Below are 24543 nucleotides of genomic sequence, written 5' to 3'. Positions count from 1 at the left end.
GCAAAAACCTCTGAGGCGCTCTCAGAGGTTTTGTATTGACGAAAGGGGAGCGACTTGAGCGTGACAAGGACGATTGTATTTACGGGCGGGGGCTCGGCGGGGCATGTAACGGTTAATCTGGCGTTACTCCCTCATTTTCGAAATGAGGGCTGGAATATTCATTATATCGGTTCGGCGGGCGGAATCGAACGGGAGCTTACGGAGGGTCTTCCGGGCGTAACGTACCATTCCATTGCCACGGGTAAGCTGCGAAGGTATCTTGACTGGAACAATGTGAAGGATCCTTTTAAGGTGGTAAAAGGGGTATGGCAATCGTACCGGTTGATGAAGAAGCTGAAGCCGGATATCGTGTTTTCCAAAGGGGGCTTTGTGTCCGTTCCGGTGGTAATGGGAGCTTGGATGAACAAAGTGCCCGCGATTATACACGAGTCGGATTTGACGCCCGGCCTTGCCAATAAACTGTCCATTCCGTTCGCCAAGCGGGTATGCACGACGTTCCCGGAGACAAAGAAGCATATTTCCGGCGACAAAACGGTTCATGTCGGCGCCGTCGTTCGGGAGGATCTATTCAAGGGCAAGGAAGAGAAAGGGCTTCAAGCTTGCGGTTTCACAAAAGGTAAGCCGGTCTTGCTCATTATGGGGGGGAGCCTCGGGTCGCAGCGGATTAACAAAGCGGTGAGAGACAATTTGGCTGCGCTGTCGGAACAGTTTCAGATCGTGCATCTTTGCGGCAAAGGAAACGCGGAGCCTGCGCTTGAATCCGGCAGCTATCGCCAATTCGAATATTTGAAGGATGAGCTGCCGGACATATTGGCGATGACGGATCTCGTTATTTCGAGGGCGGGCTCGAACTCGATTTATGAGTTTTTGGCGCTGCGCAAGCCGATGCTGCTCATTCCGTTATCGAAAGCCGCCAGCCGCGGGGACCAAATATTGAACGCGGAATCGTTCCGTTCGCGCGGGTTTGCATCGGTGCTGGAGGAAGAATCGCTCACGAACGAAACGCTGCTCAAGGCCGTTCGCTTTCTTGCGGCGAATAAAGAAAACTACCTTGAAGCCATGCGGCGCCAAGGGGAGACGGATGCGCTCGCGAAGCTCATTCGGCTTATTGAAGAGACCGCCCGTTCTTCTCATGACGGCGGAAAACGATGAAAAACAAAACGGACGTTGCGGCATAAACCGTTGCCGTAATGCTGAATACGTACACATAACCCCAGTACGGTCCTTGGGCCATGACGATGTAGCTGCTGATCGGCGCCGCGATAAACCAGCCGAGCTGAAATACGGCGTCGCGAATGCTGTTGGCCAAGCCCCGCAGCGATTTTTCCACGCGGCCCATCATTAGCGACATATACATCGGATTAGCTGCGTTCATAAGGGCTTGCCGAAATAAGTACCCCGTACTGGCAAACAAAAATTGAGTGGAGAACGCGGTGATGAGCATGAACGGAATCGAAGCGAGCTGAAGTAGAGCGACCGCTTTTACGTCGCCCAATGCGTTCGCGATTCTCGGACCAAACAGGAACGCAACGCCCGTCGCCGCTTGTCCGAGCGCAATGAGTATGCCGATCGTCGTGCTCGACGAGTGAAACCGGTCCGAAAAATACACGTTTAAATACGGAACGATCAAGCCCCCTGCGATCGAAGTCATCAAGCCGATCGTTGCGAACCAGGCGATGATTTGCAGCGACGCTTTATGATTTCGCATATGGTTCCTCATCCGCTCGATGCGTCCTTCGGAAGGCTTGAGCGAATCGGCATTCCGCCCGGATGCCGATTGTCCTCGGCCGGGAACGGAAAGCATCGGCAAAATGCCGAGAAACGATATGGCGATGCCGAGCAGCAAACTGAATCGTAGTCTCGATGCAAGCGGCCAGCCGAACCAGGCTTGCAAAGCGTCCGTTAAAGCGCCTCCGCCGACGTTGCCGATGACATTCGCAAACATGACGAGCGCTTGGTGAAAGCTGAACAGATGCGTGCGCTGCTCCGGCGTCGAATTTTCCGCCAGCAATGGCAGAGCCGCCACTTGCACGAAGGCGGCCGGCAAGCCGGAGAGGAAGGCGGTTGCGATGAGCGACGGCTCGGAGACGGCTATGCATCGCAGCGTAAAGGCCGCCGTCGCTCCCAGCAGGCCTGCGAGCACAACGGGCTTCGCGCCCAGACGGTCGAAAAGGACGCCTGCGGGGACAAGCATCAGCGCGGTTGCGATCGTAGTCGCCGCTACAGTATGCCCGACGGTCGCCTGCTCAAAGCCAAGCGAGCGTATATATAAATTATAAAGGACGCCGAAGACGCCCATACCGACATTCCAAAGCAGCGAAAACATCATGAACCGCTTTATGTTCCAGTGAAAGCCCCGGTACGATTGCAGCCATTCCGTGACGAGAGACAAGGTCATACCACCTTAGAAGCATATAGTAATCGTAAAATCTATGAATAGAGCAAACTATTCTATTATATCACCTCTTTCATCATTCTCGATAAAAGAACGCGCACAAAAAATACGCCCGGCTGCATGATTTCCCGCAGCAGGGCGAATCGCCGTTACCGGTCTTCGACTTCCATTACCGGGTATTCCGTTTTTTGCACATCGATGATGCCGCCGACCGAGCGGGCCCAGTCCAAAAACTGCTTGCCGTTCACTGTTTGTTCGCCGCGCTCGTTCATCCGAAACGAAATGTTTCCTTCGCGTTCGAGCTTGCGAATCGTATCGAAGCCGAGTCCGGTCATACCTGCCAGCACGTCAATCGGATAATCGGCGCCGTCGTCCAGTTCTTTCGTTTTCATGTTATATTCCATGCGTTACGCCCCTTCTCTCTTGGTGAACGTCAGGCAATTTGTATCCTGGCACTCATTGCTGTTCATTCCGGTTACTTCGATCGCTTCGGCGACGCACTTTGCGCCTTCACCCCAATATTTGCAGGAGGATACCGTACAAGAGATCGACGGGCTCACCTCGTAATTCGGATTGAGCAAGCCCATGGCCGTACCGCCCCAGTTCATATTGTCGGCGGATCCGAGATAGTTCGCAATCCCGTTCGCATGGGAGAAGCTTTTGCACATTGTTTGTTCAACGGACTGCGACATCGACGTTTCTTCTTCGTGCATAATGTCGATATTTTTGGCGCCGCACCGGTCGCCGTACAAATAATGGGTGCACGTATCGACCACGCATTTCACTCCAGGCACGGAACAACCCTTCTTTCATTACATATTTCGAACTAGTTTGCCCGAACCATTTTCCAATTATTTAAATGGGTATTCCGTAATGCAACTTTATCGGCGGCTTGCAGCGTTGTTATTGGTAATGACGGGAGGGACTTCATGATGAAACGAAAAATTGCGGGATGGGTTGCCGGCGGCATGATCGCCTGTTCGTTGGGGTACGGGGCCGCGGTAGCTTCGACAAGCTGGCCGAAGGCGGAGACGCTCCTCGTTCCGTTCCAATGGTCCGTTAACGGAAATGTAATGTCGTCGGACAAGCCGTATTACAACGGAACGGAATGGGTGCCCAGCAGCATGAATTACAAAGGCACCACCTACATACCGATTCGCTTGGCTGCGGAGTCGTTAGGTTTCAAGCTTCTATGGGATCAAGCGGTTTCGACCGCCACCCTGGTCGATTCGGAAAGCGAAGAGGATCCCGTATCCGACCTGCCGGGCAAATACCCGAGTGCCTCGATTACGACAAGCGCTCAAATCAAACAAAGCACGTGGGTCATGGATCAAACCGATAAAGACGGAAAACGGTTGAAAGAGGTAAAACCGGGGACAAGCGTCATCGTAATGGGAGAGAGCGGGGAACGTTGGATTCGGGTAATTGCCGGGAACACGATCGGCTTCGTGGACATCGGCTCAACGGATTATATACTTGCCGCGCAGCGTCCGAAGTGGGAGCAGACGGCCGACTCGATCATGGCGGTCGGATTGAAATTTCTCGGCACGGAATATGAATTTGATGCCAAGCTTGGGCAAACGAATACGTTCGACTGCTCTTCCTTTGTAAATTTCTTGTACAAGCTTCATGGAACGGACATGCCGCGAAACTCCAGACAGCAAAGCGCGGTCGGGAAAACCGTTTCGTTTGAGGAGCTCCGTAAAGGCGATCTGCTGTTTTTCACCACTCCCAAACGGGAGAAAAATACCGGAGTCGCCCGGATCGGTCATGTCGCCATCTACGCCGGCAATAACAAGCTGCTGCATACATACCGCAAAGGAATCGGCGTGACAGTCACCGATATGGACGCCAATTGGAAGAAGCGCTTTATACAAGCGCAGCGAATTATACCGGAGTGACGGAATGGTTACCCTAACCTCATCATGCAAAGAAGGGGATGAGGAACGTGCTGGCGGAATACGTGACGCACGATGTGTTTTGGAAGCGGCTGATCATGGTAAACGTCGTTTTTGTCGGCAGGCCCGGTGCGGATGACGGGGAGTGGGTGCTTGTCGATGCGGGGCTGAAATTCAGCGCGAATGCGATCGAGAGGGCGGCAAGGGAGCGCCTGGCTTACCATGGACGTCCTGCGTGCATCGTCATGACGCACGGGCATTTCGACCATGTCGGCGCACTGCAGGAGCTTGCGGAGCGGTGGGATGTTCCCGTGTACGCGCATGAGAAAGAGCTCCCGTACTTGACCGGCTCTGCCGCTTATTTGCCCCCGGATCCTTCCGTCGGGGGAGGAATGATGAGCGCCGTTTCCCCGCTGTATCCGAACGGCGCGATCGATCTGGGAGAGAGAGCGCAGCCGCTGCCGGAAGACGGAACCGTTCCTGGGCTTGCCGGGTGGAGATGGGTCGCGACCCCCGGTCATACTCCGGGACATATTTCATTGTTCCGGGAAGAGGACCGGACGCTGATCGCCGGCGATGCGTTCACGACCGTTAAACAGGAATCCGCGCTGCATGTCATTACGCAGCACAAAAGCATTCACGGGCCGCCGATGTATTTTACGCCCGATTGGAAGTCGGCGAAGGCATCCGTCCAAGCGCTTCGGGAGCTTCGGCCGGCGGCGGCCGTTACCGGACACGGGCTTCCGATTTTCGGCGGCGAGCTGGAGCATCATCTGGAGGTGCTCTCCGACCGGTTCGAACAGGTCGCGTTGCCGGAGCATGGCAAGTATGCGGACGCTTACCGCGAACGTCAGCTGAAATGATGCGTTCTGCTTTTCATCGCCCCGTTAGGAGATCATAATGATTTGCCGTGAGCTGAAGCGGCCGGTTCGGAACGGTTTCCAGCTTGAACTTGTCGACGAGCTCGGAAGGACGCAGCGGCTCGGGCTTCTCGATCCAACCGATTACGTGCGCGATCATTCCGACGACCGTTTCCGCTGCGAGTCCGTGTTGTCTGATCGCTGCGGCGGTAAGCGAGGCGTCGCGCTTCGATAATCGGCGGCCGTCCGGACCGAGCAGGAGGGGGACGTGCGCGAAGCGCGGCGCGGGTAGTCCGAGCGCATCGTAGAGTGCCAGCTGCCGCGGGGTGGAATCGAGCAGATCGGAGCCTCTGACGACGTCGGTTATGTGCATGGCCGCATCGTCAACGACTACAGCCAGCTGATAGCCGATCACGGCGTCGGCTCGTTTGACGACGAAATCTCCGCCTGCTCCCGCTGGAAACCGCTGCGTACCGGCGATTCCGTCTTTGAACACGAAAGGCTTATCCGGCAGCGCAAACCGGTACGAGGGGCGTTTCAACGCCTCATGGGACCGTCGCTGCTCGTCCGTTAACGCCCTGCAAGTTCCCGGGTAAACCGGACCCTCCGCATGAAGTCCGTGCGGAGCGGTCGCCAGTGCGGCGAGGTCCGCGCGGCTGCAGTAGCAGGGGTACAGCCAACCGCTATATTGAAGCTTCCGGAACGCTTCCTCGTAATAGGCTTCCCGCAAGCTTTGCAGATAAGGGGCGTAAGGGCCGCCCTCGCCGGGACCTTCATCCCAATCCAGTCCGAGCCAGCGCAGATCCTCTATAATTTGCCGCGCCAGCTCAGGTTTGGAGCGCGGCTTATCGATGTCCTCCATGCGCAGAACAAACCGGCCGCCCGCTTTGCGCACTTGCAGCCAAGCAAGCAGCGCGGTGGATAAGTTGCCGATATGCATAAAGCCCGACGGCGTCGGGGCAAAGCGTCCGCGGATCATAAGGGGTTTCCTCCGGATCATTTCTTTCATTCCATCATAGACAAATCAAAAAAGCCCCGCAAGGAACGATCCCGCGAGACTAAGATTTCTATGCAAATGGCGGAGCTGACGGGATTCGAACCCGCGGTCTCCTGCGTGACAGGCAGGCATGTTAGGCCTCTACACCACAGCTCCGTGTTTTGAGGACAAGACGTATCTTACCATATACGGGTAGTTTTGCACAATTGAACATTGTGTGAACAAAAAGAGCGCGAAATAAATGTTTTGCTGCAAAAGCGCGCATCCTATTTTCATAACGACAGCACACTATGCTTCAGCCGAAGAAGGGATGAAAGAATGGGTTCGGTCCGTATAGAAGGCTCAAAAATCCAAATGAATTATTACGAAGCCGAAACGAATATAAACGCCTTCCTATCGGTGGAGGATTGGGAGGAGGAGGCGCGGCGCAAGCTTGGCGCGGGACCATTCGGATATGTGCATGGCGGCGCCGGAGCGGGACATACGATGCGAGCCAACTTAGAAGCGTTTTATTCGTACCGCATCGTCCCTCGCATATGCTCCGATATTTCGCACCGGGATCTTAGCGTCGAGCTTCTTGGGATGAAAGTAGGAAGTCCTTTCTTATTGGCGCCGATCGGCGTGAATTCGATACTTCATCCCGACGCGGAGCTGGCTCCCGCGAAAGCGGCCGCTAAATTCGGCATCCCGTACATTCTAAGCAATGTGTCGTCCAAATCGATGGAGGAAGTAGCGGAGGCTGCGGGCGATTCCTTACGGTGGTTTCAGTTATACCCGCCCAAAGACCGCCGACTGACGGCAAGCTTGTTGAGCAGGGCCGAAAAGTCGGGTTATGCCGCGATTGTCGTCACCGTCGATTCTACAATGTTAGGATGGCGGGAAACGGATTTGCACAATTCGTATTTGCCATTCCTTAAAGGTCACGGCATGGGCAATTATTTTACCGATCCCATATTTAAAGAAATGCTGGAGCAGCCGCCGGAGAAAAACCTCAAGCATGCGGTTCTTAAAGCGCTGGAAGAAGGGAATAATACGTGCTTTACATGGAAAGAGTTTGACTTTATCAAAAGCAATACACGGCTTCCCGTTCTCGTCAAAGGGCTGACGCATCCTGAGGATGCAAGAGAAGCGTTGCAGCACGGCGTAGACGGCATTGTCGTATCGAATCATGGCGGCAGGCAGCTGGACGGGGCCATCGGAACGTTGGAGGCTCTTCCGGAAATTATTAAAGCCGTTGACGGAGCCGTTCCGGTTCTGCTCGACAGCGGCATCCGGCGGGGAGCGGACGTCATAAAAGCGATTGCCCTGGGGGCTGCCGCCGTCTTAATCGGGCGTCCTTACGCGTACGCGCTCGCTGTCGCGGGACAAGCGGGAGTAGAGGCCGTCATTCAGAAATTGTACGCGGAAACGGAAATCCAGTTAGGCGTTTCGGGGAAAAGCCGGATCCGGGATCTGGACGCCAATCTTTTGCAAAAAATGCCGTAGCAAGCCCCGATCGATATGTTATCAAATGAATAAAACCGCATTCCTCGTGGAATTCTTTTTACGTACCATCGATTACCTCAAAAGGAGAATTCGACCATGGCAAAACCCGATAATCGCGCGGATAACGTGGAAAAATTGCAGAACAACGTACAAAACACGCTGGAAAATTTCCATGAGGCGGAAGATTATTTGCAGGAGCATGCGGGTGAAATATCTCCGCAAGAGGCAAGCGACATTCGCGAGAAAAACGAGCGCCGTCTGGAGAGCGTAGAAGGAAACCGGGAAGAAATCAAAGACGAAGCGCGCGCACAAAAGTAAGTTGAACTTTTCCGGCAGACGGAACACCGTTTGCCGGTTTTCTTTTATCGACTTACTTCTTCGCTCGGCAGTTGCCAATAGCTAACGGAAAGGGATGTCCGCTAAAATGGGCTAGTTTACATAATTCGGCGATGTAACGGAAGGCGTTGTCCGCTAACACGGTGTTTTCTCTCGATTTTTTGACTTTTCAACAAATTAGCGGACATCTTGTTCCGTTATTTCGGGGGATTCCGCCATATGCCGGGAAATAGCGGACATTGTGTTCCGCTGGGATTTCGCTCGAAATCGCAACAAGTGATTTGAACGATTTCTGTGGTACAATACGTTAATATATATTACATAATCCATCGCCAAGCGTTCGAAAGGGGATGACGCTCATGAAGCGCTTGATCGATCAATACGTCCGAAGTGAAGAAGAGATGAAGCGGGCGCGGAAGGTCGAGGAGCTGGCGGCTCGGTTTGCGGAAAGAGCTGGCGTTCATGACCGGGAAGGGACGTTCCCGTTTCCTAATTTTGCCGACCTGCGTGAGGCGGGTTATTTGAAGCTTACCGTTCCGAAAGCATTCGGGGGAGACGAAATATCGCTGTACGAAATGGTAATGCTTCAGGAGCGGCTTGCTTACGGAGACGGCTCCACCGCCTTATCCGTGGGCTGGCACTTAGGGCAGATCATGCATTTGCGAACGACAGGCAGGTGGCCGGAGGAGCTGTTCGGCGAGTTGTGCAGGGACATCGTGCGAGACGGCGCGATGATCAACACGTTTGCGAGCGAGGCCGCATCCGGGAGTCCGAGCCGCGGCGGCCGGCCGGAAACGACGGCGAAGAAGGCGGACGGCGGTTGGGTGCTGACGGGGAGGAAGACGTTCAGCACGCTTTCACCGATTCTTGACCGTTTCGGTGTGACCGCTTATGTCGAGGAGGAGCAGCGGGTGGAAGAATTCCTCGTCTACAAAACGGACGGCGTGTCCATCGTAGAAACGTGGGATACGATCGGCATGCGCGCAACGGGGAGCCACGATGTGGTGCTCGACGGCGTTACGGTCGGCGAGCAGGCGCGAATATCCCGGGAAGCGAAACCGGCGATCGACGATGCCGGCGGCTGGCTTCTGCACATACCCGCCTGCTATATGGGAATTGCATTTGCCGCTCGGGATTTTGCGGTTCGATTCGCAGCGGCGTATCGCCCGAACAGCCTGCGGGGGCCGATCGCCGAGCTTCCGGCCGTACAACAGCAGATCGGGCAGATGGAAGCAGAGCTGCGCACGGCGCGCAGCTTGTTGTACTCGGCGGCCGATCGGTGGGATCGGGAGCAGGACAATCGTCCGGCTTTAAAGCCTGAGCTTGGACTGGCAAAGTACGTGGTAACAAACAGCGCCATTAAAATCGTCGATATTGCCATGAGGATCGTAGGCGGAACGAGCCTAAACAAGTCGTTGCCTTTGGAACGGTATTATCGTGATGTCCGTGCAGGGCTGCATAACCCCCCGATGGACAGCAACGTCATTCAAATGCTGGCTGCGGACGCATTATCCGAATGGAAGGATTCCTAAAACGGACGTTTTTCTGCAATGTTTTGTATTTCATAAAGGCGGCTATTTGTGTTACATTGAGCAAATATAACGTTTGTACATTTAGAAAGGATGGGAGCGGCTTGTCGCAGTTTACCGATGTAACGGTCTTGAAGCATGCAAACATTTATTATGACGGCAAAGTGACCAGCCGAACGGTCTTATTTCCGGACGGAACGAAAAAAACGCTAGGCATTGCGCTTCCGGGTGAATATGAGTTTTCCGCTTCGTTGAAGGAAGAAATGGAAATTCTCGCCGGAGCAGCGGAATATAAGCTGAAAGGCGAAGACTGGAAGCGGATCGAGGGAAGCGGCGTTTTCTTTGTGCCGGCCAACGAGAGCTTCCTATTCAAAGTGCATACTACCGTCGATTACTGCTGTTCGTACCATAAGGAGTAAAAAGGGTTAGCACCAAAAGTTGGTGCAAACGCACCCGGCCGAAGCGCCGCCCCGCATAAAGCATCCCGTACCTAAACGGTCCGGGATGCTTTTTTTGTGTTACGGCCATTCGATCGCCTCCGGTTCAATTTTCATCGCGGCGGATGCTCGCGATTTCCACGATAACCCATGCAACCCCCGAGGCGGATGAGTATGATACACAAGAATGCGATGAAGGAGGACGGGGCGCTTGAAAACAGTAGGCATTTTGCTCGATCGGTCAACTTTCAGGGGAATCCCTGGAGGCCGGACCGGCTATGAACAGATATCCCTATACAATGCAGCGGCCAGAAGTCTTAGGCTGACGCCGATCTACATGTGCTTGTCCGGGATCCGGCTTTCCTCCCGCAGGGCGGTTGGATTCGTTCCGGTATCAAGCGGGTACAAAAAGGTGTCGGCTTCTCTTCCGAAGGTTATCCACAACCGGTCGCTGCCATCCTCCTCCGCACATAAAGCGAAGCTATCGGCTTTGGCGAGAAAAGCGCTCGTCTTTAATCGCGAAAGATACGGGAAATATACGGTCCAGCGGAAGCTCGCCCGAACGGAAGCGGACTGGTATCTTCCGTCGACTAGGGTGTTCAACGCCGCAACATTGAAATACATGACACGCCGTTTTAATGAGCTGTATATCAAGCCGAACATCGGCGGAGTCGGAGTCGGGATTATAAAAATCGGCAAAATACCGGGAACAACCTGTTGGAGCATTCAAAGAAGAAGCGGCAAACCGAAGGTCGTGGATCAGGGAGCGCTGTACCGAACATTAAGACGCATGACTAGCGGGAAGCGTTACATCATCCAAGAGAAAATACATTTGGCGACATATAAAGGGAATCCGTATGACATCAGGGTAAGCGTGCAAAAGGGCGAAGGCGGCCAATGGGGCGTTACGGGAATGGTCGGAAAGGTTGCCAAAAAAGGAAGTCATGTAACGAATGTGGCAAGAGGCGGGCGCGTGCGAAGGTGCGAGTTGCTTTTTAGGCATGCCGGATTGGATTCACAAGAAGTAAAACGGAAAATTAAAACCGCATCGCTTCAAATCGCCCGACTGCTGGGCCGCAAACTGCCCGGCGTTGCGGATCTCGGGCTTGACGTCGGCGTTACGTCCCGCGGTACGCCTTACTTGATAGAGGTGAATTTCAGAGATCAACGCTACTCGTTCAGAGAAGCCGGCTTGAACCGCGAATATTTTGCATCCTATGAAAATCCTTTGAAATATGCTCGATATTTGTTGCGAAAACGGTAACGGAAAGAGGCTGATCGTAGTGAAGGTACTGGTCATCGTTCCCGAGCAGCTGCCTGTTCCCCCGATTATGGGGGGGTCTGTCGAAAGCTGTACGCATAACGTGTTTTCCCGCATGGCTCGTTCGGAGCGAATAACACTGATCAGCCGCACCCACAAACGGCTTCCGCGTTCCACCGTACTGGCGGGAGGCAGTTACCGCATAGTGCGCGTCTCCGGCGCAAATCGAAGAAAGGCTTATATCCGTGCCGCATTGCGCGCAGTAAAAGGACAATACTTCGATATCGTTCAAATCGAGAACCGGCCGACGTTCGTGCCTGACGTTAGAAAAGCGTTCCCGAACAGCACGATTGTTTTGTCATTGCATTCCCTCACCTTCATGTCGCGGCTTTCCTACCGGAAGGCGAATGAAATATTGAATCAGACGGACGGTGTAGTTACGGTCTCATCCTTCTTGTCGAGAACGATGAAGCAAACATATCCGAAGCATGCGCACAAATTCAAGCCGGCTAAATCGGGAGTCGATACGGAGAAGTTCCGGCCCAGAACGCAAGCCTACAAAGATCAACTGCGGCAAAAGTGGGGCGTAGGAGGGACGTTTAACGTGCTCTATGTCGGCCGCATTGTACCGAAGAAAGGGCTTCATACGCTCGTTTCCGCCGTCGCCAAGGTCAAAAAGCATGCCCCCGGCGCAAGGTTGATCGCTGTCGGAGCGTCTTGGCCGGGAAAAAGTCAACAAACCCCTTATATTCGGAAGGTTCGATTCTTATCGAAAAAACTCGGCGTGCCGATTACGTTCACGGGATATATTCCGCCCGCGGAGGTCCACGAAATGTATCATTTAGGGGATGTATTCGTCTGCCCGACGCAATTTCGGGAAGGTCTCGCCGCAGTCAATGCGGAAGCTTTGGCTTCGGGGGTTCCGGTCGTCGCATCGAGAAAAGGCGGCATTCGGGAGGTTATTTCTCATGGAAAAAGCGGGTTGCTTGTCTCTAATTGCAAAAGTCCCGATGCGTTTGCCTCGGCGATTTTAAGGATCATGCGATCGAAGGAGCTGGCCGGCCGGCTGTCGGAGTACGGGCGAAACGCCGCGAAGCAAAAGCTAAGCTGGGATTCAACCGTCGGCAAGCTGAAACGCCGCTATGCCGAATGGAGGAACTGAAAGACATTTAGGTCCTATCGGGAGCCCGGAGCGGCGAAGAGCGGCGCAGGATGCTGCTGAACCGCTCGGGCGAACAGGCGGACTTTAAATAATGCTATGGTAAAGTGAAGCGGCTTAGCATAAAATTGTTTTAGAAGTTTTGAAAACGTTACCATTTTAAAAATCGAGGAGGTAGTCCGCATGAAAGCAAGCGTCATGGTCGGACAGCGGAAGAGCGAGGTTCGTGACGTAGCGATACCGCAGATCGGGGACGAGGAGGTGCTGATCCGCGTCATTGCATGCGGCGTTTGCGCGTCCGAGCTGCATCCGTGGCTGTCGGGAAGCACTTGGTTGGAAGCGAAGGAAACCGAGCGTTTGATTTTTGGCCACGAGCCTGTCGGCATTATCGAAAAGACGGGCTCCCGCGTACATGGATTCCAAAAGGGAGACCGTGTAACCGGGCTTGTCCAGCATGCGTTTGCCGAATATACGAAGGCGGACTATCGGAATATCGTCAAGGTGCCCGATTCGCTCCACGAATATGAATCGCTTGGAGAGCCCTTGTCGTGCTTAATGAGCGGGGCGCAACGAACGCCGGTAGCTCTCGGAGACGATGTGGCGATTGTCGGGGCCGGGTTTATGGGACTTGGGTTTTTGCAGTTGATGAAGTTGAAGGGGGCGGGACGCACGATCGTCGTCGACGTCCGGGAAGAAGGGTTGGAGCATGCACGTACTTACGGTGCCGTCGAAACGTATACCCCCGATAGCGTTCCGCCGGATTATAAGGTTACCGAATGGAACCAGATGGACCGGGGAATTGCCGTGACGGTGGAAGCGACCGGCTCGCAGGGCGGATTGCAGCTGGCAGGCGAAATGACGGCGGTGCACGGGTCGTTGTCCGTCGTCGGCTACCATCAAGGCAACGGAGGGCTGCGAAGCGTCAATATGGAGCTGTGGAATTGGAAAGCCATTACGGTCATCAACGCGCACGAGCGCCGCAACGACGTACATATGAAGCAAATGCAGCACGGTTTGAAGCTCATTGAGGCGGGCTTGTTCGATATGAAGAGCATGGTGACGCACGTATTCGGGCTGCACGAGGTGGACAAAGCGTATGAGGCGCTTCTTACGAAGCCGCCCGGTTTTATAAAAGCCGTCGTTCGGATCGATTGAACAACAATGGAATAACGGGTTCCGCACGCCCGCTGACGGAAAGCGATCCGGAAGCGGGTTTTTCATGCTCGGATTTCCTGTTGACTTTACTAGGCAACGGCGTAAAATTGATAAAAGTCGGCTTTTTGGCCGTTACGTTTATCAGTAATCATACGGAGATGAGAAACTTGTCAACAGGAGTTATTTACGCGCTGTTCGCTTATATAGCATGGGGACTGCTCCCTTTGTTTTGGAAATTGTTCGACGGTCTGCCGGCGGAAGCGATTCTCGCCCACCGGATTATATGGTCGGTCGTGTTTGTTGCGGGCTTGCTTGCGGCGAAAAAGAGACTGCATGAATGGAAACGGCTTTTCGCATCATGGGCGGTGTTCGGCGCTGCGGCCCTATCGGCGCTTCTGATCAGCATCAACTGGCTCGTTTATATTATATCGGTAAACAGCGGGCATATCGTGGAAGCCAGCTTAGGATATTATATTAATCCGTTGATCAGCGTCCTTCTCGGTGTATTCTTCTTGAGGGAACGGCCGTCCAAGCTCCAATGGACGGCGCTTGCGCTGGCGGCGGCTGGTGTCGTCGTGTTGACGGTGTCGTACGGGAAATTCCCTTGGATCGCTTTAACGCTAGCGTTCTCCTTCGGTCTGTACGGACTCGCAAAGAAGAAGACGAACGTGGACCCGCTGCTCGGCTTAAGCTGGGAGACGATCATCCCGCTCCCGGTTGCAATCGGATATTTGGCATATGCCGGCGGCTTCGGCGCCCCATTCGAAAGCGCGGCTTCTCTCCCGCTGCTGCTTGCCGGGGCTGCAACGGCCTTGCCTTTGTTATGGTTCGCCGAAGCGGCGAAACGGCTTCCGCTATCGACCGTCGGGTTATTTCAGTATGCAGCCCCCACGATCTCATTGATTCTCGGAATCGCTCTATATCATGAGCCGTTCAGTTCCGTTCACGTGGTCAGCTTTGCGTGCATTTGGGGCGCTCTTTTGCTGTATACCGCCTCTTCATTCCGGATTCGAGCGATACAGAAGCAGGAGGCTGCTCAATGAGCCGTACGGCCCTCCCGATCGAAACGGCCATTCCCGCGCTTAAAGTAGCGCTGCGAACGCACGCGAATGCCGTTCTGACGGCGGCCCCCGGGGCAGGGAAGACGACGCGCGTTCCGCTGGCGCTGCTGGATGAGCCTTGGCTGCAGGGCAAAAAAATCGTCATGCTTGAGCCGAGGCGGTTGGCAGCCCGTATGGCGGCCCGGTATATGGCCGCGTCGATCGGCGAAGCGGCGGGGGAACGCGTCGGTTATCGCGTACGGCTCGACACGAAGGTAAGCGCGCGAACGAAAATTGAAGTCGTGACCGAGGGCGTACTGACGAGAATGATTCAAACGGATCCTGCGCTCGAGAATGTCGGCTTGCTTATTTTCGATGAGTTTCATGAGCGCAACATACATGCGGACGTCTCTCTGGCGTTCGGCCTGCAAGCCCAGTCGCTGCTTCGCGAAGATCTGCGCATCCTCGTTATGTCGGCAACGCTGAATGCAAGGCCGGTGGCCGAGCTGTTGGGGGATGCGCCGATCATTGCGAGCGAGGGCAGACAATTTCCGGTGGAAACCCGTTATGCGGTACGTCAGCAAAGCAGAGACCGGATCGAAGATAGAGTCGCGAGAGCAGTGACGGATGCGCTCGCAGCGCATGCTGAAGGCGATGTTCTCGTATTTCTCCCCGGAACCGGGGAAATTCGGCGCACGGAAGAGCGGCTGCGGGAAGCATGCCGCTCTTTGCCGGTACATATTGCGCCGCTGCACGGCGGCTTAACGCCGGAGGAGCAGGATCGCGCCGTATCCCCGGCGGAGGGCGGCAAGCGCAAGGTCGTGCTTGCGACCTCCATCGCGGAATCGAGCTTGACGGTCGAGGGCGTGCGCATCGTTGTGGACAGCGGGCTAATGCGGGTGCCGAAATTTTCGCCGCGCACCGGCATGACCCGGCTCGAAACGGTGCCCGTCTCCCGCGCGTCGGCGGACCAGAGGCGAGGCCGTGCCGGCCGGCTCGGCCCGGGCGTTTGCTACCGGCTGTGGACGGAGCAGGAGGAGACGCTGCTGCCCGCACAGGGCACGCCCGAAATCGCCGAATCCGACCTCGCCCCGCTAGCCTTGCAGCTGGCGGCTTGGGGCGTTGCGGACCCGGGGGAGCTGCGGTGGCTCGATCCGCCGCCCGCAGCCGCGTTCGCGCAAGCCCGCGAGCTGCTGCAGCGTCTCGGCGCGCTCGACGCCGCGGAGGCGCTTACGCCGCTCGGGCGCCGCATGGCGGAGCTGCCGCTGCACCCGCGCCTCTCCGGCATGGTGCTTCGCGCCATGCCGATCGGCCTCGGGGCGGCGGCGTGCGAGCTAGCGGCGCTGCTTGGCGAGCGCGACATCCTGCGCGGCGGCGGTGCCGGGCAACCCGATGCCGACGTGCGGCTAAGGCTCCGCGCGCTGCGGGCTGCAACCCGCTCTGCCGGCCTCGAGCCTAACGAAGCCGCCGTCCGCCGTGTTCGGCTGGAGGCGCAGCAGCTGCAGCGGGAATGCGGCGCAGCCGGAGCCGGCGGCGAACGCGACGCGGACATGGCCGGAGTGCTGCTGTCGTTCGCGTATCCCGACCGAATCGCGGCGCGCCGCCCGAACGGCAAATATTTGCTGAGCGGGGGACGCGGAGCGGCATTCGGGCCTGACCAGCCGCTATCACAGCTGCCGTACGTCGTCGCGGCCGAGCTGGACGATGCCGGGACGGACGGCCGCATTGCGCTTGCCGCTCCGATCACGATGGAGCAGCTGGAGGAGCACCATGTCGATCGGATCGTCGAGCGGCAGGAGCTGAGCTGGGACAGGCAAACGCAAAGCGTCAGAGCGCGGAAGCGCAAATGTTTGGACGCGCTTGTGCTGTCGGAGGCGCCGCTGCCGCATCCCGATCCCGAGCTTACTGCCGCCGCATTGCTTGACGGCATCGTGCAGGAGGGGCTGCAAATACTCCCTTGGACAAAGCAGGCCAAGCAGCTTCAAGAGCGCATCGTGTTTTTGCACCGCATCGATAGCGATTGGCCGGATGCGTCGGACGAGGCGCTTACCGCCTCGCTAACCGATTGGCTCGCTCCGTACATCGGCGGCATGAAGAGCCGCGCCGATCTGCAGCGGCTGAACGTGACGGAGGCGCTGCTATCGCTGCTGCCTTGGGAACAACGCCGAATGCTTGACGATTGGGCGCCGACGCACATTACCGTCCCGAGCGGCTCCCGTATTCCGATCGATTACAGCGACCCGGCGTCGCCATCGCTGTCGGTCCGCTTGCAGGAAGTGTTCGGCCTGCAACAAACGCCGCTTATCGCGGGCGGCCGCGTGCCGATCGTGATGCATCTTCTTTCGCCGGCGCAAAGGCCGGTGCAGGTGACGCGCGATCTGTCCAGCTTCTGGCGCGACGCATACTTCGAGGTGAAGAAGGACTTAAAGGGCAGGTATCCGAAGCATTATTGGCCGGACGACCCGAACGTCGCACAAGCGACGAACCGCGTCAAACCGCGAACGTAAGCAACAGTTGCTTGCAACTTGGCAATGTTTGACGTATAATGTTGTGCAACTACAATGCCGATGAAGAGCATCCAACTCGGAGGCGCCGGTGAACGAAGATGAGCTGCATGCAAGATGAGCCTTCCTAAGTCGGACGGGAATCGCCCGTTACAGCAAGCGATAAGAGGACACCCGCGCAACGAGCCGGCTGTCAACTTGGGTGGCACCGCGAGCGAACCGCTCCTCGTCCCAATGGGATGAAGAGCGGTTTTATTATTTTTTCGCGAGGAGTGCATATCCATGATTGACATCGGGCAAATTCGCAGTAACCCGGAGCTGTACGAGCGAACGGCGAAGTGGAAGGGAATCGGGTTTTCCGTCGAGCGGCTACTCGAAACGGACGACAAGCGGAGGCAGCTGGTGCGTGAGGTTGAACCGCTGAGGGCGCTGCGAAACCGGCTGTCCGAGGACATTCCCGCACTGCTGCGTGAAGGCAGGAACGGGGAAGCCGAAGGCAAGAAGAAGCAAGCCGTCGCCGTTAAAGAGAAGCTGGCCGAGCTTGAGGCACGGCTTCAAGCCGTAGAGCGGGAGTTTGAGCAGCTAATGCTGCTCGTTCCGAACCCGGTGTCCGCCGATACGCCAATCGGCGCGTCCGACAAAGACAATGTGCAGCTGAGAACGGCGGGGAGGCTGCCGGCATTCGATTTTGAGCCGAAGGACCATATCGCGTTAGGCACGTCTTTGCGGCTGCTCGATCTCGAACGGGGCGTCAAAATCGCAGGATCGAGAAACTATGTGCTTACCGGAATGGGGCTGCACCTGCATCGGGCGGTGCAGCAGCTTGCGATCGATCTCCTGTGCGAACGCGGCTATACGGCGATGGACGTGCCGCTCATGGTCGGCAAGGATACGCTCGTCAATTCCGGCTTCTTTCCGACCGGCGTGGAGCAAACGTATGCCGTCCACGGGGAGGACAAATGGCTTGTCGGCACGTCCGAGGCATCGTTGATCGCATATTACGGCAACGAAATCGTGGACGTTGGCGCGCCAATCCGTCTCGCCGCCGTATCGAACTGCTTCCGCAAGGAAGTCGGTTCCGCCGGCCGTGACGTGCAAGGCTTGTATCGCGTTCATCAGTTCGCTAAAGTAGAACAAGTAATCATTTGCAAAGCCGACCCGGCGATTGCGGAGGAGCTGCATGCCGAAATTACCCGCAATGCGGAGGAGCTGCTGGAACTGCTTGAGCTGCCGTATCGGGTCGTGGCGGTTTGCACCGGGGACATGTCCCAAAAAAATCATAAGCAGTACGACATCGAAACATGGATGCCGAGCCGGGGCGGCTATGGGGAAACCCATTCGTCGTCCAGCCTTCTTGATTTTCAAGCGAGACGGTCGAACATCCGGTACCGCGACGAGACCGGCGCTTTGCGCTATTGCTATACGTTAAACAATACGGCAGTCGCGTCGCCGCGCATCTTGATTCCGCTGCTGGAAATTCATCAGCGGCAGGACGGCAGCGTGCGAATTCCGAAGGCGTTGCAGAAATATATGATGGGGGCTGAAATCATTTCATGAGCGAAACGATTTATGAGCAGCTTGGCGGGGATGAAACGTTGACTCGGCTCGTGGAGGCATTTTATCCGCGAGTGGTGAAAAATCCGGATTTGGCGCCGCTGTTTGCCGGTAAAGACATTCAAGAAACCGCGCGCAAGCAAAAAATGTTTCTGACCCAGTTTTTCGGAGGACCGATGCTGTACTCGGAGGAATTTGGCCATCCGATGCTCCGTTACCGGCATTTGCCGTTCGAAATTACGCCCCGCCGTGCGGAGGCATGGCTGAGCTGCATGAAAGAGGCGTTGGACGAAGCGGGGGTTGCCGGCGAGCTGCGGGAATTCGTCATCCATCGATTGACTCTGACGGCGCACCATATGATCAATTCCGAAGCGCCGGAAAACTAAAACACGGGCTCTCCGCCAATAACGGAGAGCCCGCTGTTTTTACAAGCCGTATACTTCGGCAACCTTTTCTTCCAAGTATTCCACCAAATAGTTCGGATTCAGCCCTTCTCCGGTTACGCGTTCGATCAGCTCGGCCGGAGGATAGACGCAGCCGTGCTGATGAATGTTTTCGCGGAGCCATTCGCGGATGACGCTGAACTCGCCGCCGCGGATCAAATCATAGAAGTTAGGGAACTGTTTCAAAATCGTCTTGCGGATTTGTGCGGCGTACAAATTGCCGAGCGAGTAAGTCGGGAAGTAGCCGAACGACCCGTAAGACCAGTGCACATCCTGAAGCACGCCGAGCGTATCCGTCGGAGGCACGATACCTAAATACTCGCGCATTTTTTCGTTCCATACGTGCGGTAAGTCTTTTACTTCAAGCGTTCCTGCAATAAGCTCCTTCTCGATCTCGTAGCGGATCATAATATGCAGGTTATACGTGACCTCGTCGGCTTCCACGCGGATGAACGACGGATTGACGATATTGACCGAACGGTAAACGTCCTCTACGGAAACGCCGTCGAATTTGTCCGGGAAAAACCGCTTATAATCGTCAAAATACCGCTCCCAGAACGCTTTGCTGCGGCCGACCATGTTTTCGAGAAACCGCGACTGGGACTCATGTATGCCCAGCGACACGCCGTCGCTGATGACGGAGCCTTCGAATTCCGGGTTAACGCCTTGCTCGTAAATCGCATGGCCCGCTTCGTGAATGGTGGCGAACAGCGAGCTTTTCGGATCGTTCTCGGAATAGCGGGTCGTAATGCGCACGTCATTGCAATTCACGGTAACGGCGAACGGATGAGCTGTCACGTCCAGTCGTCCGGCCTCCAAGTCGTAACCGAGAGAAGGCAAAAGATGAAGGTTGAACTTTTCCTGTTGACCTACGTCGAAGCCGCCTTCGAATACGTTTTTCGGAGGATTGGCCGAGCTGCGGATCCGCTCCAGCAGCGCGACAGTCTTTTCGCGCAGCGGTCCGAAAATCCGATCGACCTGCTCCACCGTCAAATCGGGCTCGAACAAATCAAGCAAAGCGTCATAAGGATGCTTCTCGTAGCCGAGCCGCTCGGCATACTCCCGAATGAGCTCGACAGTGCGCTCCAGCGTCGGGCGGAACTTCTCGAAGTCGTTTTCCTTTCTTGCTTCTTCCCAAACCGTACGCGCATTGGCCGTATGGATCGTAATCTCTTTATGTAATGACTCCGGTATTTTTTTGTCCTTGTCGTAATCGCGCTTCCGCATCCGAACCGCCGCTTTCGTCGGCGCGTCCAGCTTGTCCTGAACCTCAGGCTGCGTAAGGGCTTCCAAAAGCTCGCCCATTTGGTCGGACGTGGAAAGCCTGAACAGCTCCGTCGACAGCGTTCCGCGCGCTTTCGCGAAATACGCCTTTCCTTTCGTAGGCGCCTTGACTTGGCTATCCCAACTCGCCAGGCTGAGCATGTCGGAATAGTGGGTCATTTTTTCATCCAGCTCTTTAAACTGCTTCACGATCGTCTCCAAATTTTCGAGTTGGCGAATGTTTGTCATCGGTATCATCCTTTGCTAATTATTTCTAAATATATAATACTCGATGCACGGTTCGATGAGAATAGAAACATTCGATTCGATTTCTGAGCAGGAGGCTTGTATAATAAGCTAATACAGCTACAGCACCGATTGGAGAGAACCGTATGAAGAAAATAACCGCGATACCCCTCCTATTGGCCGGTGCGCTGATCGGCGGCGTTGCGACCAATATGATTACGGAAAACCGGAACTCGGAATATGATAAATTTCAAACGGCGTTACGAACGCTCGAGAAAGGCTATTATAAACCCGTTGACCGCACGAAGCTGGTGGACGGCGCGATTAACGGCATGCTGGAATCGTTGGACGATCCGTATTCGGACTATTTGAACCAAGAGGAAACGAAGGAATTCAACAATTTTCTTTCGCCGTCATTCGTCGGAATCGGCGCAGAAGTGAAATCGGAGAACGGTAAAATTACGATTGTCGCTCCGATCAAGGGCTCGCCCGCGGAAAAAGCAGGTCTGAAGCCGGGGGATCATATTACGAAGGTCGACGACAAATCGACCGAAGGAATGAGCGTGAACGATGCGGTGAAGCTGATTCGCGGCGAAATCGGCACGAAGGTGCGTCTGACGATTCAGCGTCCGGGCCAGGAAGCGCTCATCAATCTGACGATTGTAAGGGACAAAATACCGATCGAAACGGTTTACGCGGAAATGGCGAACGACCGCGTCGGCGTCATCACGGTTTCCACCTTCTCGGAGCCGACCGCGCAGGAGTTCGAGAATGCGGTTTTGGAGCTGGAGAAGCAGGGAATGAAGGGGCTTGTCATCGATTTAAGGCAAAATCCGGGAGGCTTGCTGGACACGGCGCTAGAGATCGGCAATCTGTTTTTGCAAACCGGCGATGTGATCGTCCAGGCGGAAGACCGTTACGGAAACAAGCAGCAGTATAAGGCGAAGCATAAAGATATCGGCCTCGATCCGATGCCGATTGCCGTTCTGATCGACAAAGGGTCGGCCAGCGCTTCGGAAATTTTATCCGCGGCGCTGAAAGAGAAGCGAGGGGCGACTCTAGTAGGCGAGACATCGTTCGGCAAAGGCGTCGCTCAAGCGGTGAACCGGTTTTCCGACGGATCGAATATGAATTATACGATCGCCAAGTGGCTGACGCCGAACGGCGAATGGATTCACGAAAAAGGCGTCAAGCCGGATGTGCCCGTCAAGCTGCCCGCATATGCAAGCCTGCCGATTTTGAATCCGGAGCAAGCGTTAAAGGTCGATTCGTTCGGGCCGGAGGTCAAGACGCTTCAGGACATGCTCCAAGCTCTCGGATACGATCCGGGCCGCAAGGACGGGTTATTCGACGAAGGGACTAAGAAAGCCGTCCTCGCATTCCAGAAAGCCGCAGGCTTGGAGCAAACCGGTACGGCGGCCGGAGAGACGACAAGCCGGCTTATCCTTCAGCTGCGGGAAAAAATAATCGCGAACGATACGCAGAAGCAAGAAGCCGTAAAATTGGTGGAAGAGAAGCTTTAATTTACCCGGAAGATGTGGATGTTGAGAGATGAAGTCGGCCGTCAGGGAAGCAACCGATTCGGATTTGCCGGACATACTGGAAATATATAACGATGCGATTATGAATACGACGGCGGTTTATCATTATTTCCCTCATACGCTGGAGCAGAGAAAAGAATGGTTTCGCCAAAAGCGGGAAGAAGGCTCGCCCGTGCTCGTATGCGAAAGCGGAGGGAAGGTGGCGGGCTTTGCGACGTACGGACCGTTCCGCCCGTGGCCCGCTTACAAATATACGATCGAGCATTCCGTTTACGTTCGTTCGGATGCAAGAAGACAAGGCGTCGCCACCTTATTGCTGAAGGAGCTGCTTCGAATTGCCGAGGAGCGGGGATTCGCGACGGTCGTTGCCGGGATCGACGAGGACAACGCTTCAAGCATCCTCATGCATGAGAAGCTTGGGTTCTCCCACGCCGGGACCGTAAGAAAAGCGGGGTATAAATTCGGCAGATGGCTCAATCTTCGCTTTTACCAGCTGGAGCTGAGCGGCCCGTCCCACCCGACGGAGGGATAGCCGCATAAGCAAAGTTCGCCGCATTCACAACTCGTTGTCTGCTATTTTCTTATTCTCGAGCTGGCCAGCAAATAATCGGCGTCGGCATCCACAATCGTGATCCGGCTGTGGCAGCAAGGAAAGACAAGCAGCTTTTTCTTGCCGTCCCGTATGTCGGTCAGCTCCTTGCGTTTCATCGGCAGCAGCACGTTGCTATTTTTGCAAAAAGGGCATTCCAAGACGTACATGTCGTTGCCGACCGTCTCGTACGGCCACGTATTTTCGAAGGGGATCATTCGTTGCTCTCCTTTTGGCATTACAATTTCGATAAGGAGCGGTATAACCGATCATGAACGGACAACGAAGAGACGACATTAAGCCCGGCGCCGAGGTGCACATCGTGCTGAAGCAAGATCAAAGAACCGGAAGGCTGACCCGCGGCGTCGTGAAGGATATATTGACGAAATCCGCCGCGCATCCTCACGGAATCAAAGTAAGACTGACGGACGGGCAGGTCGGCCGCGTGAAGGAGATCATCCAAAGCTGATCTTTACCTCTTGTTCATCTCGAAGAAGTCGCATTCCCGGCGGTCGTGATAAGAAATGTCGCTGACGCCCGATTGCGTAACGACGACAGAGTCGTCAAACCGGATAATGACTACTCCGGCATCCACCACGTGATCGTCTCGAAACACGCGGATGCCGGTTTCGTTCAACATTGCCTCTTGAAAATCCTGATCCGTAATTAAACGGCGGTTTCCAGCCATAAGCCCTCTCCTTACCGATTGACTATCCTCCTAGTGTAATACGTTCTAAAGAGCATGTAAAACGTCCCCAAATGAATGCTTTCCACAATCAAATAAATTGGTGCGGAATAAAGAAGCTTATAGCCGTGCTTATAGTGAAATATTCCGACAATTGTCCCGACCCATTCGACCATTACTCCAAGCCCCGCCCAAACCGCAATGTACAAAACAATTGCGAATCCGCGAAGCTTAAACGCTTCCAATACATAAATAAACAAATACCCGAACGGGGCGTACATCGCGTAAGAGAAAACGTCGAATAGCTGATACTTCGCTTCATCGCCGAGATCGTAGTAATCGAAGGGAGGAATCCCGATCGTATGGTCGAAGAGCAAGCCGAAAAAAACGCCGATCAATACATTGAATGCCGTTTCGTCCCATGTATATCTTTTTGGCAGAAAAATAACGATCAAGGAGCCGATCACGATCATGGCGATGACGACCCACTCGTTCAGATTAAAGCTTTTTTCATAAACGACGTTCTCCATGTCCCCGCCCCTCCTTCGATGCTTTGTTCATGAAAAACCATCCCAGACCGATAGAGACGGCCATATACACGCCAAACAACAGCAAATCGAGAGCCATGTTCCAATGAATATCTTTGAGCACGTGAAGCGCGCGCAGCAGCCGGCTCGTGAGAATCAGAAACAGATACGAGATCAATGCCGCAACGATTTTTTTCTTATTCGAATCGGACGTCAAGAACACATTCGTGAAGGCGATCAGGGCCATCGTTAAAATGATGTTCCGATAAAGGATAAACGATAAAAACTCCGGAATTTTTTTGCTGTAATCATTGATGTTCAGCAATGATATGAAAATCGTTAATCTGTTAATATCGATAATCGACAAACTCAAATAAAGCAGCACATTTGCCGCTGCGGGCAGTTTTTTCGGCAAGCATGAGAAGCAAAGCAAGGTAAGCCATGCCCCTGCCACAAATATTGGTAATACCAACCTATGATCACCCTTGCAGTCCAGAAGATAATCATCATTATTCACTCTCCGCGTTCTCTCTAAACGAATGTTATCGTTCCTTAAGACAATTCTTAAGATTTGCTTTATTCATTATTTATTTCTGTCCGTTACCATGAGATTTGTAGAAACCATGTCAGGAGGGTACG

26 protein-coding genes and 1 tRNA gene are annotated in these 24543 nt (G+C 54.8%); 17 read left to right on the top strand and 10 right to left on the bottom strand.

Translation table 11 applies throughout. The features are described 5' to 3' along the window. The first annotated feature begins 60 nt into the window (after positions 1-60). Entirely contained in the window at positions 61-1152 is a 1092-nt protein-coding gene (locus tag PT964_RS00695; RefSeq protein WP_274361379.1) for an undecaprenyldiphospho-muramoylpentapeptide beta-N-acetylglucosaminyltransferase, read from the top strand. Here PT964_RS00695 and PT964_RS00690 read toward each other — a convergent pair. From PT964_RS00690 to PT964_RS00680, 3 genes are all read right to left on the bottom strand, one after another. Beyond that, positions 1106-2392 carry an MFS transporter gene (locus tag PT964_RS00690; RefSeq protein WP_274361378.1) on the bottom strand — a complete coding sequence of 429 codons (1287 nt, stop codon included), beginning with the start codon at positions 2390-2392 and terminating at the stop codon, positions 1106-1108. The genes PT964_RS00695 and PT964_RS00690 overlap by 47 nt on opposite strands. A 152-nt stretch (positions 2393-2544) precedes the next feature. Further along, entirely contained in the window at positions 2545-2799 is a 255-nt protein-coding gene (locus PT964_RS00685) for a hypothetical protein (protein WP_274361377.1), read from the bottom strand. Positions 2800-2802: 3 nt separating this feature from the next. Then, positions 2803-3189, bottom strand: coding sequence for a DUF1540 domain-containing protein (locus PT964_RS00680; RefSeq protein ID WP_274361376.1), 387 nt, complete (start codon positions 3187-3189; stop codon positions 2803-2805). A gap of 135 nt (positions 3190-3324) precedes the next feature. Here PT964_RS00680 and PT964_RS00675 point away from each other — a divergent pair, with 135 nt between their 5' ends. Both PT964_RS00675 and PT964_RS00670 read left to right on the top strand, forming a co-directional pair. Then, the gene (locus tag PT964_RS00675) at positions 3325-4296 is read left to right on the top strand and encodes a C40 family peptidase (RefSeq protein WP_274361375.1); all 972 of its coding nucleotides are present in this window, start codon (positions 3325-3327) and stop codon (positions 4294-4296) included. 38 nt (positions 4297-4334) lie between these two features. After that, positions 4335-5156 carry an MBL fold metallo-hydrolase gene (locus tag PT964_RS00670; RefSeq protein ID WP_425262650.1) on the top strand — a complete coding sequence of 274 codons (822 nt, stop codon included), beginning with the start codon at positions 4335-4337 and terminating at the stop codon, positions 5154-5156. Positions 5157-5169: 13 nt separating this feature from the next. On the opposite strand, the gene gluQRS is transcribed toward PT964_RS00670, so the two are convergent. Continuing rightward, the gene (gene gluQRS, locus PT964_RS00665) at positions 5170-6132 is read right to left on the bottom strand and encodes a tRNA glutamyl-Q(34) synthetase GluQRS (RefSeq protein ID WP_274361373.1); all 963 of its coding nucleotides are present in this window, start codon (positions 6130-6132) and stop codon (positions 5170-5172) included. 97 nt (positions 6133-6229) lie between these two features. After that, positions 6230-6306 (bottom strand) — tRNA-Asp (locus tag PT964_RS00660). A 162-nt stretch (positions 6307-6468) separates the two neighbouring features. Here PT964_RS00660 and PT964_RS00655 point away from each other — a divergent pair. The 11 genes from PT964_RS00655 (at position 6469) to PT964_RS00605 (ending at position 18996) form a co-directional block, all read left to right on the top strand. After that, positions 6469-7635, top strand: coding sequence for an alpha-hydroxy-acid oxidizing protein (locus tag PT964_RS00655; RefSeq protein WP_274361372.1), 1167 nt, complete (start codon positions 6469-6471; stop codon positions 7633-7635). Between the two features lie 96 nt (positions 7636-7731). Further along, positions 7732-7953: a small acid-soluble spore protein Tlp gene (gene tlp / locus PT964_RS00650; protein ID WP_274361371.1), complete on the top strand. Its 222-nt coding sequence runs from the start codon at positions 7732-7734 to the stop codon at positions 7951-7953. Between the two features lie 377 nt (positions 7954-8330). After that, positions 8331-9503, top strand: coding sequence for an acyl-CoA dehydrogenase family protein (locus PT964_RS00645; protein ID WP_274361370.1), 1173 nt, complete (start codon positions 8331-8333; stop codon positions 9501-9503). Between the two features lie 101 nt (positions 9504-9604). Next, positions 9605-9919 carry a pyrimidine/purine nucleoside phosphorylase gene (gene ppnP / locus PT964_RS00640; RefSeq protein ID WP_274361369.1) on the top strand — a complete coding sequence of 105 codons (315 nt, stop codon included), beginning with the start codon at positions 9605-9607 and terminating at the stop codon, positions 9917-9919. A gap of 229 nt (positions 9920-10148) precedes the next feature. Beyond that, positions 10149-11201 (top strand): YheC/YheD family endospore coat-associated protein, encoded by a 1053-nt coding sequence (locus tag PT964_RS00635; RefSeq protein ID WP_274361368.1) that lies wholly within the window; start codon positions 10149-10151, stop codon positions 11199-11201. 19 nt (positions 11202-11220) lie between these two features. After that, positions 11221-12360 carry a glycosyltransferase family 4 protein gene (locus PT964_RS00630; protein WP_274361367.1) on the top strand — a complete coding sequence of 380 codons (1140 nt, stop codon included), beginning with the start codon at positions 11221-11223 and terminating at the stop codon, positions 12358-12360. Positions 12361-12540: 180 nt separating this feature from the next. Then, entirely contained in the window at positions 12541-13512 is a 972-nt protein-coding gene (locus tag PT964_RS00625; protein ID WP_274361366.1) for an alcohol dehydrogenase catalytic domain-containing protein, read from the top strand. Between the two features lie 167 nt (positions 13513-13679). Further along, positions 13680-14555: an EamA family transporter RarD gene (gene rarD, locus PT964_RS00620; protein WP_274361365.1), complete on the top strand. Its 876-nt coding sequence runs from the start codon at positions 13680-13682 to the stop codon at positions 14553-14555. After that, positions 14552-17059, top strand: coding sequence for an ATP-dependent helicase HrpB (gene hrpB, locus PT964_RS00615; RefSeq protein WP_274361364.1), 2508 nt, complete (start codon positions 14552-14554; stop codon positions 17057-17059). The genes rarD and hrpB overlap by 4 nt, the downstream gene beginning before the upstream one ends. A 279-nt stretch (positions 17060-17338) precedes the next feature. Beyond that, positions 17339-18613 (top strand): serine--tRNA ligase, encoded by a 1275-nt coding sequence (serS, locus tag PT964_RS00610; protein ID WP_274361363.1) that lies wholly within the window; start codon positions 17339-17341, stop codon positions 18611-18613. Beyond that, positions 18610-18996 (top strand): globin domain-containing protein, encoded by a 387-nt coding sequence (locus tag PT964_RS00605; protein WP_274361362.1) that lies wholly within the window; start codon positions 18610-18612, stop codon positions 18994-18996. Before serS ends, PT964_RS00605 begins: the two co-directional genes overlap by 4 nt. Positions 18997-19035: 39 nt before the next feature. On the opposite strand, the gene PT964_RS00600 is transcribed toward PT964_RS00605, so the two are convergent. After that, positions 19036-20565, bottom strand: coding sequence for a carboxypeptidase M32 (locus PT964_RS00600; RefSeq protein ID WP_274361361.1), 1530 nt, complete (start codon positions 20563-20565; stop codon positions 19036-19038). 143 nt (positions 20566-20708) lie between these two features. Between PT964_RS00600 and PT964_RS00595 the strand changes: the two genes are divergently transcribed. Beyond that, positions 20709-22085 (top strand): S41 family peptidase, encoded by a 1377-nt coding sequence (locus PT964_RS00595; protein ID WP_274361360.1) that lies wholly within the window; start codon positions 20709-20711, stop codon positions 22083-22085. A gap of 28 nt (positions 22086-22113) precedes the next feature. Continuing rightward, positions 22114-22635, top strand: coding sequence for a GNAT family N-acetyltransferase (locus tag PT964_RS00590; protein ID WP_274361359.1), 522 nt, complete (start codon positions 22114-22116; stop codon positions 22633-22635). A gap of 41 nt (positions 22636-22676) precedes the next feature. Here PT964_RS00590 and PT964_RS00585 read toward each other — a convergent pair whose 3' ends face one another. Beyond that, positions 22677-22910 carry a hypothetical protein gene (locus tag PT964_RS00585; protein WP_274361358.1) on the bottom strand — a complete coding sequence of 78 codons (234 nt, stop codon included), beginning with the start codon at positions 22908-22910 and terminating at the stop codon, positions 22677-22679. A gap of 53 nt (positions 22911-22963) precedes the next feature. Here PT964_RS00585 and PT964_RS00580 point away from each other — a divergent pair, with 53 nt between their 5' ends. Next, positions 22964-23161 (top strand): YwbE family protein, encoded by a 198-nt coding sequence (locus PT964_RS00580; protein WP_274361357.1) that lies wholly within the window; start codon positions 22964-22966, stop codon positions 23159-23161. 3 nt (positions 23162-23164) lie between these two features. Here PT964_RS00580 and PT964_RS00575 read toward each other — a convergent pair whose 3' ends face one another. Genes PT964_RS00575 through PT964_RS00565 form a run of 3 tightly spaced genes read right to left on the bottom strand, consistent with a single transcriptional unit; the run spans position 23165 to position 24376 of the window. Further along, positions 23165-23380, bottom strand: a complete 216-nt coding sequence (locus tag PT964_RS00575) for a hypothetical protein (protein WP_274361356.1) — start codon at positions 23378-23380, stop codon at positions 23165-23167. Between the two features lie 11 nt (positions 23381-23391). Continuing rightward, positions 23392-23907, bottom strand: coding sequence for a hypothetical protein (locus PT964_RS00570; protein WP_274361355.1), 516 nt, complete (start codon positions 23905-23907; stop codon positions 23392-23394). Then, entirely contained in the window at positions 23888-24376 is a 489-nt protein-coding gene (locus PT964_RS00565) for a hypothetical protein (RefSeq protein ID WP_274361354.1), read from the bottom strand. Before PT964_RS00565 ends, PT964_RS00570 begins: the two co-directional genes overlap by 20 nt. Between the last annotated feature and the right edge of the window lie 167 nt (positions 24377-24543).

Source organism: Paenibacillus thermotolerans (genome assembly GCF_028745515.1).
Classification (GTDB): Bacteria; Bacillota; Bacilli; order Paenibacillales; family YIM-B00363; genus Paenibacillus_AE; species Paenibacillus_AE thermotolerans.
This window is presented reverse-complemented; position numbering and strand designations above follow the sequence as displayed.

Coding starts and splice junctions, on each gene's coding strand:
- hrpB (WP_274361364.1), top strand. CDS start 14,552: ATGAGCCGTACGGCCCTCCCGATCGAAACGGCCATTCCCGCGCTTAAA.
- PT964_RS00570 (WP_274361355.1), bottom strand. CDS start 23,907: ATGGAGAACGTCGTTTATGAAAAAAGCTTTAATCTGAACGAGTGGGTC.
- tlp (WP_274361371.1), top strand. CDS start 7,732: ATGGCAAAACCCGATAATCGCGCGGATAACGTGGAAAAATTGCAGAAC.
- PT964_RS00605 (WP_274361362.1), top strand. CDS start 18,610: ATGAGCGAAACGATTTATGAGCAGCTTGGCGGGGATGAAACGTTGACT.
- PT964_RS00685 (WP_274361377.1), bottom strand. CDS start 2,799: ATGGAATATAACATGAAAACGAAAGAACTGGACGACGGCGCCGATTAT.
- PT964_RS00580 (WP_274361357.1), top strand. CDS start 22,964: ATGAACGGACAACGAAGAGACGACATTAAGCCCGGCGCCGAGGTGCAC.
- PT964_RS00645 (WP_274361370.1), top strand. CDS start 8,331: ATGAAGCGCTTGATCGATCAATACGTCCGAAGTGAAGAAGAGATGAAG.
- gluQRS (WP_274361373.1), bottom strand. CDS start 6,132: ATGATCCGCGGACGCTTTGCCCCGACGCCGTCGGGCTTTATGCATATC.
- PT964_RS00585 (WP_274361358.1), bottom strand. CDS start 22,910: ATGATCCCCTTCGAAAATACGTGGCCGTACGAGACGGTCGGCAACGAC.
- PT964_RS00575 (WP_274361356.1), bottom strand. CDS start 23,380: ATGGCTGGAAACCGCCGTTTAATTACGGATCAGGATTTTCAAGAGGCA.
- PT964_RS00655 (WP_274361372.1), top strand. CDS start 6,469: ATGGGTTCGGTCCGTATAGAAGGCTCAAAAATCCAAATGAATTATTAC.
- PT964_RS00590 (WP_274361359.1), top strand. CDS start 22,114: ATGAAGTCGGCCGTCAGGGAAGCAACCGATTCGGATTTGCCGGACATA.
- serS (WP_274361363.1), top strand. CDS start 17,339: ATGATTGACATCGGGCAAATTCGCAGTAACCCGGAGCTGTACGAGCGA.
- PT964_RS00670 (WP_425262650.1), top strand. CDS start 4,335: ATGAGGAACGTGCTGGCGGAATACGTGACGCACGATGTGTTTTGGAAG.
- PT964_RS00595 (WP_274361360.1), top strand. CDS start 20,709: ATGAAGAAAATAACCGCGATACCCCTCCTATTGGCCGGTGCGCTGATC.
- PT964_RS00625 (WP_274361366.1), top strand. CDS start 12,541: ATGAAAGCAAGCGTCATGGTCGGACAGCGGAAGAGCGAGGTTCGTGAC.
- PT964_RS00675 (WP_274361375.1), top strand. CDS start 3,325: ATGATGAAACGAAAAATTGCGGGATGGGTTGCCGGCGGCATGATCGCC.
- PT964_RS00600 (WP_274361361.1), bottom strand. CDS start 20,565: ATGACAAACATTCGCCAACTCGAAAATTTGGAGACGATCGTGAAGCAG.